This is a genomic window from Planomicrobium stackebrandtii, assembly GCF_030814955.1.
GTDB classification, from domain to species: domain Bacteria; phylum Bacillota; class Bacilli; order Bacillales_A; family Planococcaceae; genus Planococcus; species Planococcus stackebrandtii.
On sequence record NZ_JAUSWB010000003.1, the window covers coordinates 160,957 to 174,349 of the forward strand.

The window sequence follows — 13,393 nt, forward strand, 5'->3', positions numbered from 1 at the left end:
AAGGAGAATATCAGTGTGGCAGATAAACGAGATGAAATTATATTAAGAGGGCTTCAAGAAAATAATTTAAAGAACATCGATTTAAATATTCCGAAAGAAAAAATCAACGTGTTTACCGGCCTTTCCGGTTCAGGGAAAAGCTCCGTCGTATTTGATACGTTGGCGACCGAAAGCAGAAGACAAATGACGTTGAACTATCCATTGTATGTCCGGCATCAGATGCCGCGATACGAAAGGCCCCATGCCGACTTGATGCAGCATTTGAGCCCGGTTGTTGTCGTGGAACAGAAACCGGTAAAAGGCAATGCACGCTCGACGGTTGGCACGTATACGGACATCGATCCGTTGATTCGGCTGTTGTTTTCGCGAATCGGCAGTCCGTCAATTGGTTCAGCGACTGAATTTTCGAGTGAAGGTTCTTTTGGGAACTGCCCGGAATGCAGCGGGTACGGAGAAATCGTTGCGCCGGATATCACCAAACTCATCGATCACACGAAATCACTTAGAGACTCCGCAGTGCGATTCAAGCCGCTGGCGCCGCCTGGCTGGCAGGGCAGATGGATGGTGGACGGCGGATTGTTCGATCCCGATCTCCCCATCAAAGATTTCACGAAAGAAAAATATAATATGCTTGTTTACGGACCCCCGGAAGGCGAGCGGGCATTCAGCACTTATTATTACAAAGTAGGCAATCGTGACATCGAATGGGACGGCATCCTTCCCAGGTTTATTCGCCTGTACATTAACCGGGATCTCACGAAACTGAAGATAACGTCTCAAGATGATGTGTTGGCGATGACGACACACGCAGCGTGCCCGACTTGCGAAGGATCGGGATTAAATCCGAAAGTGCTGGAATGCAAAATCAACGGGTTGAATATCGTGCATTACGACCGGTTGGAACTGACAGAGTTACTGGGTGAGCTGGGGAAAATAAAGGATCCTGTCGGAAAATCCATTGCACAACAGGCGTACCCGAGTGTAAAACAGCTGGTTGACTTGGGGCTGGGTTATTTGAGTCTGTCGCGAAAAATGGGGACTTTGTCCGGCGGAGAAGCGCAGCGCGTGAAAATTGCCCGTCATTTAGGAAGCAGTTTAAATAACATCACGTATATTTTCGACGAACCCAGTGCAGGGCTTCATCCGGAAGAAATTGAGATGTTGACGCATATGTTGGAAAGTCTACGGGACAATTACAATACCGTCGTCGTCATTGAACACAATTTAGCGGTCATCAAAACAGCAGATGAAATCATTGAAATGGGGACAGGAGCGGGCGTGAGCGGCGGCGAGGTGGTCTACCAAGGCGGACTGGAAGGGCTAAAAAAAGCATCAGCCATTACCAATTTGGACCATAAACCGACCATCAATAGGAATCCGCGAAAAGCAGAAGAAAGATTCTCCATAAGGAACGCTTCTGCCAACAACTTAAAAAATGTCAGTGTGGAAATTCCTAAAAATGTCCTGGTCTCGGTATGCGGCGTTTCCGGTTCCGGCAAAAGTTCGTTAATGTTCGGCGCATTTACCGAAAACTATCCCGAAACCATTTCGGTTGGCCAGGGCAGCATCGGAACGTCCAGCCGTTCGACGCTCGCGACTTATATGGGAATCATGGATGACATCCGGTCGATCCTGTCAAAAGAAACCGGACAACCCGTGGGATTGTTCAGCTTTAATTCATCAGGGGCTTGTCCTGTCTGCGAGGGCAAAGGCGTCACGACGCCAGACGTGGCTTTTGCGGACCCCGTGACCGTCACATGTGAAGCGTGCCGGGGGACGAGGTATTCAGAAGAAGCCTTGTCTTATCGATACAAAGGAAAAAACATCGTAGAAATTTTAGAGCTCACAATCGACGAAACCAATCAGTATTTGAACATGCCAAAAATCGTCAAAAAAGTAGATACCTTAAGGGATGTAGGATTGGGGTACCTGACACTCGGACAGACGACCAGTTCGTTAAGCGGAGGAGAAGTGCAGCGCCTCAAACTCGCCAGCCACTTGAAAAAAGAAGGGCAAATTTATTTGTTGGATGAACCTTCATTAGGGCTTCACACAAAAGATAACGATCATTTATTGGATGTTTTCCAAGGCCTCGTGAATAAAGGGAATTCTGTCATCCTCGTCGAACACAATTTAAACTTTATTGCAGCGAGCGATTGGGTCATCGAAATGGGTCCAAGCGGCGGCAAAAAAGGCGGCGAAGTGTTGTTTGAAGGAACACCGGAAGAGATGCTCGAGTCGGACACATTGACGGCGAAGTGGCTGAGAAAAGGTGTAGAGGAGTAATTTGAATAAATCGCGCTTCTGTGCAAGGCACAATTCAAGACATACAATAATACTGCATAGGAATAAAGACGAAATCAGTAGTAGAAAGAACTCCATTGGATTTAGATGGTGAGCGGCAAGTATTCATAATTTGAGCGGCACCAGGGACGAAATGGGAACCGCTAGTAAAGCGTTCTTTTAGCAGGAATCGTGATCTTTCTTATTGCTGTTGTGTGGAGATTTATTAAAAATGGAAAGTCTCTTTTTTCAAGACGTGCGGTTTAAGAGGGCTAACCAAATAAAAACGCGTTATGTGAAAGAAACAATTCTAAACGATTTTGACAACAGGATGAAATAGACTTCACGAAAATAGCCGCTTCTGGGAAATCAACATTCCTTGGAGCGGCTTTTTGGTTTATTCAGGCTTATAAATTGTTTGGGAATTGTGTAGTTCCCTGAAAGCTAAACTAACTAGGTTTAATGAAAAAGCTATATGTAGAGTTTTAATATAAACTAAAGAATAGCAACTGACGATAAATCCTTCCTTTTAAGGTTAAGTCAATCATCAGGTATTTTGATTTCTAAGATTAAGTTAAATATTTAAAATCGGGGGAAATGCTTTATGAAAGAAATGTCATTGGAAGATGTGATAAGAGAATTAGTTGTACTAGATTTAATTTGTCAGGAAGAAAATACAAATTTAGAAATTGCTCTCTTTGGCGGTGCAGCTATTTTAATTCACTTGGGAGATACAGATTTCAGAGCAACTAGAGATATAGACTTTAGAGTGGAAAATTACACGAGTGAAGAAAAACTAAATAAAATCATGGAAGCCAAGCCAGGTGTTTTTCAAAGATTAGGTATGTTCCCTGAGTTTCCAGATCAAGCACTATATAGAGAACATGGAGATTTATTTCTACTGGAGGGTATTCCATTTGAAAATTTAAAGATCTTTCTTCCCGATATAGAAATGCTGGCACTCTCTAAATTAGTCTCTAAACGAGGAAAAGACCTAGAAGATTTAAAAACAAAACCAATTCTTGATGAATGCGATTTAGAATTGCTTCATTCTTATCTAGAAGAAGCAAAAACATACTTTTTTAATACATCTGAATTCAATTTACATGAATGGGATGATATACTAGCCGAAAGAGGATTAAACAAGAATTAACACACTATATGATTGAAAGGAGAGATTGATTATGTCAAAGCTTTTGGATGTGCGGGCAGCTGCAAATGAGGAAAAGCGTGACATGGTTAAACGAGGTACTCCTTATCGTAGATCGACAGCAGTTTATGCATCACATTTCTTGAATGATTTAGTCTCTTCAAATCATCCTGTCCCTTTATCGAGAGCAGAGTTAGTGAACATGGTTCAAGTAAAATACAATGTTGATAACGACCGGGCACAAGATGTGGCGAAAAATGTTCACGTTCAAGTAGCTCGTGTGCGAGATAGAGAACGGTTAGCAAAGTTCTATAAAGAAGCAGATAAGCGTTTGAAGAGCAAGGAAAGAAATAAATCATAAATCTTGTCTCTGGGAAAGAAAAAATTCTAAACGACTTTGACAACACCCTGCAACTTACATCATAAAAATAGCCGCTCCAAGGAAATCAACTTTCCATAGAGCGGCTATTTTTTTAATTATATTCATATCAAACGTCACCAAACCGGGGAATTGTCTATCTTATTTGCTTGTTTAAGGAGGAAAACATTCGGGAACAACTAATGTCAGGATGATTTATAACTTAAAGGAGGAAACAAAAAATGGCAAAAGTATTAGCAGTGCTGTCAAGTGGACACAAGGATACAGAAAATAACTACGAAACCGGCTGGTGGGCGGAAGAATTGTTTGCGCCGATGGAAGTATTGAAAAAAGCGGGACATCAAGTGGATCTGGCTTCACCGCTGGGCGGAAAACCTGCACTTGACCAGGCTAGCATCAGTGAAGATTACGACCCTGAAGGCAAATACAAAAAAATATACGAATCGGGAGTAGCGGATAACACAACAGCTCTTTCGGAAGTCGCTCCAGAAGACTATGACGCAGTATTCATCGTCGGCGGCCACGGGGCAATGTACGATTTGGCTGAAAATGAAACCCTGCATAACATCATCAATGCCGTTTACGACAATGGCAATATCGTGTCAGCTGTATGCCACGGACCTGCACCATTGCTTTGGACAAAACGTCCGGACGGCAAGAGCATCATTTCCGGCTTGAACGTTACCGGATATCCGGAAGCGGTTGAACCTGAAGGTCTTCCTGCGATTCTGCCATTCAGCCTGGAAGGCGAAATGAGCAAAGTGGCTAATTATTCCGCTGAGCAAAAAGTGGTATGGGGCAATGATCAATTGGTGACCGGACGCGATCCGTTTTCTTCTGAAGAATTGGCCGAGGAATTGGTAAAGGCATTCGACAAGAAAAACAAGCAGGGCAACTAAATGATGGAGCCTATTGTCATTACCGCAATCCTGAAGCCCAAGGAAAACATGGAAGAACGACTATTGGCGGAATTAATTAAAGTGCAGGAAGCCTCACAAGCAGAAGCTGGCTGCCTGAACTATGTTCTCCACCAATCAATTGAAGACGATACGTTTGTCCTTCATGAAACATGGAAAGACCAGGATGCTTTACAGAGCCATATCGAATCTCTTCACTACCAGGAATACCGCACGAACATAGCGGACCTGATTGCCAAACGAGAGGTTTTTAAGCTGAAGACCGTCTGAATCATAATGCCGAACTTTGCGAAGATTTATCGCAAAGCTCGGTATTTTTTTGCATTGAATGGTATTGCATAGAAAAATTAATATGTAGACCAGCTTCTCTAGCCTACACAATTTCTGCACGTATTGGGTGTACATTTGAAGTGCAGAAAGATACCAGAACTAAAAAAGGGGGGATAGGAAGCAATGATGGGATCCGAATGGGGAATGGGAGTAGGAGGTGGATTTTGGATGTTAATCGGATTAATCGTAATTGTGGGCTTCGCCATTTACTTTATTGTGAAAAACAACAATAACAACGATTTGAATCGTTCACACAAAGACTCCAGTACGGACGCAATGGAAATCGCCAAGAACCGGCTGGCTAAAGGTGAGATAACTACTGAAGAATTTGAAGAAATCAAGAAAAGACTTTTATAAAATGCAGATTATCGTATAAAGTCGAACGGCTCTATCCTTATTTTGGAGGGGCTGATCTAGCTTACCGCAGAGTTAAATGATGAACGTCCAAAGCCGCTGGCGGAAGTTATTCCGCACAGCGGTTTTCCTGTTAATTAGAAGATTAAAAAGTTATTCCACTTCGATCTTTCAAGCATGCTGATGTATATACATACTAATTGTGTCGCTCTCTGGGAAGCAAGATACTAACCACAAAGTTATTTTTTGAACAATTAAATTACTTATTGCAAACGTACGTTCCCTTTTGTTAAAATGGATTTACATAAAAATGGAATGGCGGATTCCTTTGCTGCTCATTCAACAGATGCCTCTTCAATAAAGACAGTAAAAATTTGAAGGAGGAATAATATGTTTCAATCAGGTAAGGAATTGGAAAATCTTTTTTACACAGAGGCAGCTTTCTATAAACTGCAGACGTACGAGAAAATTCAAATTTGCCGAAGTCTTGTTGCCATCAGCCGAGTGGGCGCAGAAAGTGAAGGAGTCGATGCATTATTTGTGCTCCTGAACCCAGGGAAATGTCTTCCATTGGCAGGGGAAGATTCGATTCCTTTGCTGTCGGGAGAGGTTGCGGAACTGCCGCTTATGCCCGCAACTCCCGATAATACGCTGTACCAGCTGATGCGCCTGATGGAGCGGATGAACTGGAATTCAGTCCAGGTCATTAACCTTACTGATCTAAGGACGGGGAAATTTGATGAGTATAAAGAAAGCCAGAGGTTCATGAAACAATATGGCGATAGCCGCCATACGATCTTTTCAATGGATCGGTACGTTGAATTATTGGATTGCGTGGAGCAGGCAGATACGGTTATCGCGGGATGGGGCACTGAAGCTTCGATTATTCCTGCTGCGGAAAATGCGTATACCATTTTGATGGAGCTTGAAGACATTAAGGGCCTTTCCTATAAAACGCATCCGCTGTACTATCATCCATTCCCGTGGCTTCAGAACAAATGCATCAAGTGGCTGGATGATATGGAAGCACAGCTGAAAAGAACGGCAGAAGTGGTTTAGAAAAGGATTTCTAAGAAAGGGATATATAAGTTAGGAACAGGCTTGAATATAAGCTTCAAAAGTGTGTAAACAATGTTTAAACTTTTGTGCGTGATAAAATGATAGCATGAAGGAAGGTGGAAGCCATGGCAAAAGTCGTTGATCATCAACAAGCCATTGTCAAGAAATGGGGAAATAATCTGGGTGTTCGATTCAATGCGTCCATCATTGATAAAACCACAATAGAAGTCGATACAAAAGTAGATATTTCCGTGTTGGATAATGGAACAATTATGATTAAGCCTTTGAAAAAACGTAAGTCACTCAATGAAATTATTGAGGGTCTTACAAGCGATAATCAGGGTGAAGAGCTGATTAAAGGTACAGTCGGAGAAGAGTTATAATGGGGACTTATATGCCGGCACAAGGAGATTTGATTTACTTGAACATTGACCCAAGCGCAGGCATGGAAATACAAAAACGAAGACCAGTTATAGTATTAAGCAATACGGAATACAATAAAAAGTCAAAGTTCATTTTTGTTTGTCCAATCACTTCTAAAACTACGGGCCACCCAATGGAAGTGGCAGTGCCATCCGGCCTTAAAGTATCCGGTTCTGCACTTCCCCATCAAATGAAGAGCGTGGATGATACAAAATGGAATTTAGCGTACGAAGATACTCCTGTGACAGAAGATTTTCTCGATGAGTGTGTTTATTATGTTAAACTGCTCATGGAAAAAAACTTTTGAATTTGATTTACTCCAGTGTGACCACCTACTTTCACGCAGGGAAGTGGGCGGTTGCTTCTTTTTATTTTCTGCAATTTCAGTTCTGCCAAGCAAGAGAAGCGGCACTGAGTAGGTGGCTTTAAAATCGCTTCTCTGTATAAAAAATTCTAAGTAAATTTTGCGGCACACAGGGACGAAATAGGAGAATACTATATCCTTTTGGAACAGCTCCTATATTATCATCTTAATGCAGAGAGTGTTCCCATCAGCCATCCCTGAGAAACCAATAAAAACGCCCAACAAATCAGGATGGATTTGCTGGGCGTTTGTGTTTATATTTTTGAGTTTTGCAATGGGAAACCGCTATTCAAATGACTCTTTTGCAAACCAATCAAAATGGAGAGTCAGGGAGTTCGGTTATTGTTTTTGTTTATTAACTTATTGTTTTCATCCTGGGTACGCGCATTATCTTTTAACGATTGGTTTTTTTGTTCCTGTGGATCGAAATCTTGTTTTTCGGAAGTTTCCTGATTTTTTTCTTCAAGAAATTCGTTCATTTTTTCAATGTTTTTTTCCTGTTCGGATGATTGGTGATTGCTCATCGGAATCGCTCCTTCATAACAGTTTTTATTTATATTCCCGATAGCTGGAGAGATAAACGCTGACTAGCCGACACTTGATGACAAACTGTTCCTCAGAGTGATCGGGGTAAGTATTCATAATTGAGCACCACTCAGGGAAAACATTGGGAGTGGAGCGAGCAACCCCATCCTTAGAAATTCAATTTCAAAAAACACGTGTTTCTTCTATCTTATCCTCCAACCCCCGCGCCAGCCACGCAATGATAAACAGCAGCAACGTCAAACTGCCAGCCAGCACAATCAGGTTCGGCACACTTTTCGCATACAGGTCATTGATGCTCGATATCATCAGCCATTGCGGAAAAGATGGATTCACGAAACTTTGGTAAACGGCGACAAAGTTGTTGGCGCTGTGCAGCAAAATCGGCACCAGCAGATTGCCGGTCTTTAAATACAGGAGTGACGCCATCACGGCGAACAGGAAAGCGCCAAAAAAGTTGATGTGAAAAATGCCGAAGATCAAACTCGACAAGCCGATTCCTTTCCAGAAGCCGAATCCCGCGACCAGCCAATTGAGGATCAGCCCGCGGAATACGAACTCTTCTGCGATCGGCGCAATAACTGCTAAAATAAAGCCGGTCGCCACCAAGTACCATAACGTATCGGGAAACGGCTGGGGCATGAGCGCCAACTCGACCGCAGTGGGGGCGATGGACATGAGCCCCCGCAACTGCAGCCAGTAGATGCTGACGGAAAATGAGGTCACCAGCACGGTGAGTCCGAGGACTGGCAGCAGCCAACGCAGGGTGCCGCGAAAGAAGAAGACTTGACTCAGCTTCACGCCGCGCTTCTTGAAATGGTAGCGGACAAACGGCACCGGCAAGACGACATAGAAAACCAGCAGCATGGCAACACCGATAATGAGCACGTTTTGCGTGACCTGCAGCAGGATGAAAATGGACACGATTGATGCGCCCAGCATCCAGCCGAACATGTTCGGTGACTTCCGTTCCTCAGACATCCCCAGCGCCGCCTTTCGTTTTAGGCTGATTGCATTTCCGAGAGTGGAACAAATCATCTTCTGCAACAAAATCCGCTTTTAGTACTGGATGTGAATTTTTTAGTAATATTTTGATTTTATAATAGCATGACTTAAGGTTTTAAAAAATATTTACAGCTCATTTGATAAGGGAAGAAATACAGTTCTTAACTGAAAAGTTCTTAGATATATTTGATGAACGAAGGAAACCAGCATTTACCCATTGCTTTTGTTTCCGTACGCTGAAATGTTTAAGCCTATCTTATTTTCAAACAAGATTTTGCAGGAAACTGTTTTGCCGCGGGACCAATTCGGGAAGACATATTGAAAGAGAGTGATGGAGTGATGTTAAAAGTATTAACTACCGAGAGGATGCGTTCATTATGGATAGAAGCACATTGAAAAAAACAAAAGTTTTCACCTTGTTAAATCTGGTTTTCTATTTTTTAACGCTCGGCGTAAATTACCTCGGATCTTCCGGATTTTTTAATGGGATGGGTCAGAAAGACATCTCAGACAAATACATGACGCTCATATCGCCGGCACCTTTTACGTTTTCGATTTGGGGAGTCATTTATAGTTTGCTGCTGATTACGTTGATCTATTTGTTTATAAAAAGACAAGACAAAAATATCAGCAAGCTGGTGCTTTTAGTTTCACCTTTGTTTATCGCAAGCTCTCTGCTCAATATGGGATGGATTGTTGCTTTTTCTTATGAACAATTAGGGGTATCCACACTGCTGATTTTGGGGATGCTGTTCTCGTTGCTCATCATCGTGGAAAGAATCTATAAAAATCGCTTTGAGTTTCCTTCTACACTTGCAGGCCTCAGTTTTACTTTCTACAGTTCATGGGTGTTCATTGCGACAATCGTCAACATCTCCTTGTTTTTAGTGCAATTGGAATGGAACGGATTCGGGCTTTCCGATTCAATCTGGACACTGGTCGTATTGGGGCTCGCCATAGCTTTCGTGCTCTTTTACTTGTCCCGTTTCAAAAATGCTGCCTTTCCGATTCCCATCGCTTGGGCTTTCTATGGAATCTATAGTGCCTATGCCAGCGGACAGCTCAATCCTGCCATGTCTACTGCCATTCAAGGCGTTTTGTTGGCTGGCATCGGCATCTATCTGATTGCTGTTGTGTGGAGATTCATAAAAAATGGCAATGCTCTTTTCCCAAGACAGACGGCTTAAGAACGCTCATCAAATAAAAGCAGCCGGTTCTTTCAGTGGATGCAAAAAGCGCCGCTCTCTTTTAAAAAAAGAGAAGCTGGCGCTTTTTTTGTTTCTGGCCCATCAGTGAATATCCCGCTTTTTGAAACTGCCGCCTCTGACTTCGGCGACATCGTATACGGCGACAAATGCGTTCTTGTCAATTTCGAAGATGATTTCTTTCATTTTGCTGTCTTCGAGCCGGTTGATGATGCATGTGATTTCTTTGTATTGCTCGTTCGTGTAGGCACCATTGACAATATTGTAGGTGGCGTTGCGTCCCAGGCGGTCGTAGATGGTCTGCACGAGCAGCTCGGGTTCCCGCGAAATGATTTTATACGTTTTCGAGCCGCTGAATCCTTCTTCAACCAGATGGATCACTTTGGATGCGATGAAATAAGCGATTCCGGATAGGAACGCGCCTTGCAAACCGAAGACAAAGGAAACGACGATAAAGACAAACACATTCAGGAATAGGATCATGTCACTCGTCCCGAATGGCAATTTGCGTGACAGCAGAACGGCCAGCATGTCGATGCCGTCAAGAGCACCACCATTCCGCAAAGCAAGACCCATGCCGAAACCGATGATGATCCCGCCAATGACGGTGACTAATAACGTGTCGCCATCAATGATGGGCGGAATGTGGTGCATGAGAGTTGTGGCATAGGCAAGGGAAGCAATGCCGATGGTAGAGTAGATGGCGAAGCTTTTGCCAATTTGTTTATAGCCCAAATAAACAAAAGGGATGTTCAAAACGGCGATCAGCAAGCCAAGCGGCAAGCCGAACAATTGGGAGCCGACGATGCTGATACCCGTGATGCCGCCGTCCGATACATTGTTCGGAATCAGGACGGCTTCAAGGCCGTATGCGGTGATAAACGCACCGACGATAATGGGCAGCGCCCGTAAAATCAATTTCACTTTATTGGCTTTTCGTTTTGTAGCTGGGGCACTCATTGTATTCCTCTTTTCTGTAGTAGCGTGATGGCATTTTTCGCTCTATATATGTTGAACGAAGGAAATCAACTTTTCCTCATCGCTTCGATCGCTTTGGGCAGAACTTTCGCAAGAACACAGGTAAAGGGCGCCTGTCTTCTTGCTTCGCCTCGCCCCTCGAGGATAAGAGATAGAGTGAAATCAAAGCAAGTCTAGTTTTCCTGATGTATTCATGAAAGATATTCCACAAATCAGCAGGTGAAGATCATTGGTTCAACATATATAACTATTAAATATAATCCTTTTATTGCTATTTTAGTAGAGTAAATTTGGAGGAATCCACCAGACGGGAATAAATTTTTAAAGAGAAGCGGAATTTTGTTGATGGTATTTTGAGGTTAGTATCTTGTCTTTGCAGACAAAAAGAAGACTGCCTCCATCGGAGTTGAAGATAGCATTACCTATTTAAGGGTATAGAGAAGTATTCATCGTTCAAATAAACTTTAAGAATGTTTCATCTAATTATGCGAGGAGGCCCAACCATGAACATCGGAATCATCGGAACAGGAAATATTGCTACTTATTTATTGGAACAAGTGAACTCCAACAAGATGACTAATGGGCGAATCATCGCAATTTTTGGCCGCAACCAGCAAGCGGGCCATCGGTTGAGTGAACAGTTTGAAACTGATTTTTACACAGATCTTCAAACGTTTTTGAAGTTGCCGCTCGATATCGTCGTGGAGGCAGCTACTGTGGAAGCGGCTGCCCTACATCTGAAAGAAGTCGTCATCCACAAGAAAGACCTTGTCGTCAGCAGTATCGGCGTCTTTAGAGATACCGATTTCCTGGAGGAAGTAAAAACCTTGGCAGAATCGGCAGGCACGCATATCTTCCTGCCGTCGGGTGCGATTGGTGGACTCGACGTCTTGCAATCAGCGAAAGCAGCCGGTGGCTTAGAGCGGGTCCAGATTACGACAAGAAAATCACCGGCATCGCTTGGGATGGAAGCGGACGAAGAGAAAGTGATATTCGAAGGTACTGCATATGAAGCTGTCGAACAATTTCCGAAAAACGTCAATGTGGCGATGACCCTCGCACTTGCAGGAGTCGGCGTCGAGAAAACGAAGGTGCGCATCATTGTCGATCCGGATATTGAACGGAATACGCATTCGATTGAAGCTGAAGGGGATTTCGGGAAGCTGCATCTGCAAGTCGAAAACAATCCGATGCCGAGCAATCCGAAGACGAGCCTTCTTGCCGCATTGAGTATTTTAGCTGTGCTGCAGAATAAAGATGGGGCATTAAGGATCGGCAATTGAGTTTTCATGTTGGAAGAGTTTAAAGGGGGATTCGGCATTGGACGTAACGCGCAAAATGGTCAATAAGCAATTGAGGTTCAGAGGAATGCTGTTAAATAGACTGGTGACAAAATCGACCGAAGAAACGTTTATCGAGTCAATGCACAACTCGAAAAAACTGATGGAGAAGCGGTTTAAAGGAAAAGACGTGGAAGGCTTGGCCTGCAGCGAAGAATGGGTGAGCCGCGGGGATGGTTCTTCGATTCGCGTGCGTATTTACAAACCGCTCGACCCCGTGAAAGGCGTACCGGGCGTGTTGTGGAGTCACGGCGGCGGCTATGCGCAGGGGATTCCAGAGATGAGCGGGGATATGTACAAACGGCTGATCGACACGAGCGATTGTGTCATTATTGCACCGGATTATCGCCTGTCGATCGACGCACCTTATCCGGCGGCGCTGGATGATTGTTATCGAGTCTTGATATGGATGAAGATTCATGCGAAAGAGCTGGGAATTCGCGACGATCAGCTTGTGGTTGGCGGTGAGAGTGCGGGTGGAGGATTGACGGCTGCACTGGCGTTGCTTGCAAGAGATAGAGGAGACATCAATCTGGCTTTTCAAATGCCGCTTTATCCGATGCTCGATGACCGGATGCTGTCGGAATCTGTGAGAGACAACAACGCCTATGTCTGGAATTCAGCTACGAATCGCTGGGCCTGGAAACTGTATCTCGGTAATTTGTTTGGAAAGCGGGTGCCGATCTATGCAGCAGCTGGCCGGGCAGCGGATTATAGCAACTTGCCGCCAGCCGTCACGTTCGTCGGAGATATCGAACCGTTCCGCGATGAAACGATCCAGTACGTGGAACGTTTGAGAGCCGCAGGCATTCCGGTCGATTTTAAGATCTATAAAGGCGCTTACCACGGGTTTGACATCATCCACCCAGAAGCGGATATCAGCAAAGCGGCAAGGGATTTTCTGATGGAATCCTTTAACTATGCAACCAAACATTATTTTGCACACCAACTTAGCTAATTGACGCAACAGCTTTACTTGAGCACAAATCACGCCTTAAGCGAATGCTGGATTTTCCTTTTCATAAAAAGCGTGAAATAGCAGCTGTAAATCAATGGAACGTGT

At 43.9% G+C, this 13,393-nt stretch carries 15 protein-coding genes; 12 read left to right on the plus strand and 3 right to left on the minus strand.

Going from position 1 to position 13,393, the window contains the following annotated elements; translation table 11 throughout:
• Positions 1–15: 15 nt before the first annotated feature.
• The 9 genes from QOZ98_RS06830 (at position 16) to QOZ98_RS06870 (ending at position 7,202) form a co-directional block, all read left to right on the plus strand.
• Entirely contained in the window at positions 16–2,286 is a 2,271-nt protein-coding gene (locus tag QOZ98_RS06830; protein ID WP_308786735.1) for an excinuclease ABC subunit UvrA, read from the plus strand.
• A 601-nt stretch (positions 2,287–2,887) separates the two neighbouring features.
• The gene (locus QOZ98_RS06835) at positions 2,888–3,436 is read left to right on the plus strand and encodes a DUF6036 family nucleotidyltransferase (RefSeq protein ID WP_308786736.1); all 549 of its coding nucleotides are present in this window, start codon (positions 2,888–2,890) and stop codon (positions 3,434–3,436) included.
• A 31-nt stretch (positions 3,437–3,467) separates the two neighbouring features.
• Positions 3,468–3,794, plus strand: a complete 327-nt coding sequence (locus tag QOZ98_RS06840; protein ID WP_308786737.1) for a hypothetical protein — start codon at positions 3,468–3,470, stop codon at positions 3,792–3,794.
• Positions 3,795–4,033: 239 nt separating this feature from the next.
• Complete coding sequence (locus tag QOZ98_RS06845) at positions 4,034–4,711, plus strand: type 1 glutamine amidotransferase domain-containing protein (protein WP_308786738.1); 678 nt, start codon at positions 4,034–4,036, stop codon at positions 4,709–4,711.
• A complete protein-coding gene (locus QOZ98_RS06850) occupies positions 4,712–4,999 on the plus strand; it encodes a putative quinol monooxygenase (protein WP_407676700.1) in 288 nt (95 codons plus the stop codon). It abuts the gene before it with no gap.
• A gap of 183 nt (positions 5,000–5,182) precedes the next feature.
• Positions 5,183–5,416 (plus strand): SHOCT domain-containing protein, encoded by a 234-nt coding sequence (locus QOZ98_RS06855; RefSeq protein WP_308786739.1) that lies wholly within the window; start codon positions 5,183–5,185, stop codon positions 5,414–5,416.
• A gap of 387 nt (positions 5,417–5,803) precedes the next feature.
• Entirely contained in the window at positions 5,804–6,472 is a 669-nt protein-coding gene (locus QOZ98_RS06860) for a DUF1643 domain-containing protein (protein WP_308786740.1), read from the plus strand.
• Between the two features lie 125 nt (positions 6,473–6,597).
• Positions 6,598–6,855 (plus strand): AbrB/MazE/SpoVT family DNA-binding domain-containing protein, encoded by a 258-nt coding sequence (locus QOZ98_RS06865; RefSeq protein ID WP_308786741.1) that lies wholly within the window; start codon positions 6,598–6,600, stop codon positions 6,853–6,855.
• Positions 6,855–7,202: a type II toxin-antitoxin system PemK/MazF family toxin gene (locus QOZ98_RS06870; protein WP_308786742.1), complete on the plus strand. Its 348-nt coding sequence runs from the start codon at positions 6,855–6,857 to the stop codon at positions 7,200–7,202. Before QOZ98_RS06865 ends, QOZ98_RS06870 begins: the two co-directional genes overlap by 1 nt.
• A gap of 383 nt (positions 7,203–7,585) precedes the next feature.
• Here QOZ98_RS06870 and QOZ98_RS06875 read toward each other — a convergent pair whose 3' ends face one another.
• Complete coding sequence (locus QOZ98_RS06875) at positions 7,586–7,783, minus strand: hypothetical protein (protein ID WP_308786743.1); 198 nt, start codon at positions 7,781–7,783, stop codon at positions 7,586–7,588.
• A gap of 184 nt (positions 7,784–7,967) precedes the next feature.
• Entirely contained in the window at positions 7,968–8,783 is an 816-nt protein-coding gene (locus tag QOZ98_RS06880) for a CPBP family intramembrane glutamic endopeptidase (RefSeq protein ID WP_308786744.1), read from the minus strand.
• A 401-nt stretch (positions 8,784–9,184) separates the two neighbouring features.
• Between QOZ98_RS06880 and QOZ98_RS06885 the strand changes: the two genes are divergently transcribed.
• Positions 9,185–9,994, plus strand: coding sequence for a tryptophan-rich sensory protein (locus tag QOZ98_RS06885; RefSeq protein WP_308786745.1), 810 nt, complete (start codon positions 9,185–9,187; stop codon positions 9,992–9,994).
• Between the two features lie 102 nt (positions 9,995–10,096).
• Here QOZ98_RS06885 and QOZ98_RS06890 read toward each other — a convergent pair whose 3' ends face one another.
• On the minus strand, positions 10,097–10,972 hold the full coding sequence (locus tag QOZ98_RS06890) for a YitT family protein (protein ID WP_308786746.1): 876 nt from the start codon (positions 10,970–10,972) through the stop codon (positions 10,097–10,099).
• 521 nt (positions 10,973–11,493) lie between these two features.
• Between QOZ98_RS06890 and nadX the strand changes: the two genes are divergently transcribed.
• Together nadX and QOZ98_RS06900 are read left to right on the plus strand one after the other, a co-directional pair.
• On the plus strand, positions 11,494–12,273 hold the full coding sequence (gene nadX / locus QOZ98_RS06895) for an aspartate dehydrogenase (protein WP_308786747.1): 780 nt from the start codon (positions 11,494–11,496) through the stop codon (positions 12,271–12,273).
• A 37-nt stretch (positions 12,274–12,310) separates the two neighbouring features.
• Positions 12,311–13,288, plus strand: coding sequence for an alpha/beta hydrolase (locus tag QOZ98_RS06900; protein WP_308786748.1), 978 nt, complete (start codon positions 12,311–12,313; stop codon positions 13,286–13,288).
• Positions 13,289–13,393 lie beyond the last annotated feature (105 nt).

Bases quoted from the DNA above. Each gene is read 5' to 3' on its own strand.
- QOZ98_RS06835 (WP_308786736.1), top strand. From the start codon at position 2,888: ATGAAAGAAATGTCATTGGAAGATGTGATAAGAGAATTAGTTGTACTA.
- QOZ98_RS06865 (WP_308786741.1), top strand. From the start codon at position 6,598: ATGGCAAAAGTCGTTGATCATCAACAAGCCATTGTCAAGAAATGGGGA.
- QOZ98_RS06855 (WP_308786739.1), top strand. From the start codon at position 5,183: ATGATGGGATCCGAATGGGGAATGGGAGTAGGAGGTGGATTTTGGATG.
- QOZ98_RS06880 (WP_308786744.1), bottom strand. From the start codon at position 8,783: ATGTCTGAGGAACGGAAGTCACCGAACATGTTCGGCTGGATGCTGGGC.
- QOZ98_RS06840 (WP_308786737.1), top strand. From the start codon at position 3,468: ATGTCAAAGCTTTTGGATGTGCGGGCAGCTGCAAATGAGGAAAAGCGT.
- QOZ98_RS06890 (WP_308786746.1), bottom strand. From the start codon at position 10,972: ATGAGTGCCCCAGCTACAAAACGAAAAGCCAATAAAGTGAAATTGATT.
- QOZ98_RS06875 (WP_308786743.1), bottom strand. From the start codon at position 7,783: ATGAGCAATCACCAATCATCCGAACAGGAAAAAAACATTGAAAAAATG.
- QOZ98_RS06850 (WP_407676700.1), top strand. From the start codon at position 4,712: ATGATGGAGCCTATTGTCATTACCGCAATCCTGAAGCCCAAGGAAAAC.
- QOZ98_RS06860 (WP_308786740.1), top strand. From the start codon at position 5,804: ATGTTTCAATCAGGTAAGGAATTGGAAAATCTTTTTTACACAGAGGCA.
- QOZ98_RS06845 (WP_308786738.1), top strand. From the start codon at position 4,034: ATGGCAAAAGTATTAGCAGTGCTGTCAAGTGGACACAAGGATACAGAA.
- nadX (WP_308786747.1), top strand. From the start codon at position 11,494: ATGAACATCGGAATCATCGGAACAGGAAATATTGCTACTTATTTATTG.
- QOZ98_RS06885 (WP_308786745.1), top strand. From the start codon at position 9,185: ATGGATAGAAGCACATTGAAAAAAACAAAAGTTTTCACCTTGTTAAAT.
- QOZ98_RS06870 (WP_308786742.1), top strand. From the start codon at position 6,855: ATGGGGACTTATATGCCGGCACAAGGAGATTTGATTTACTTGAACATT.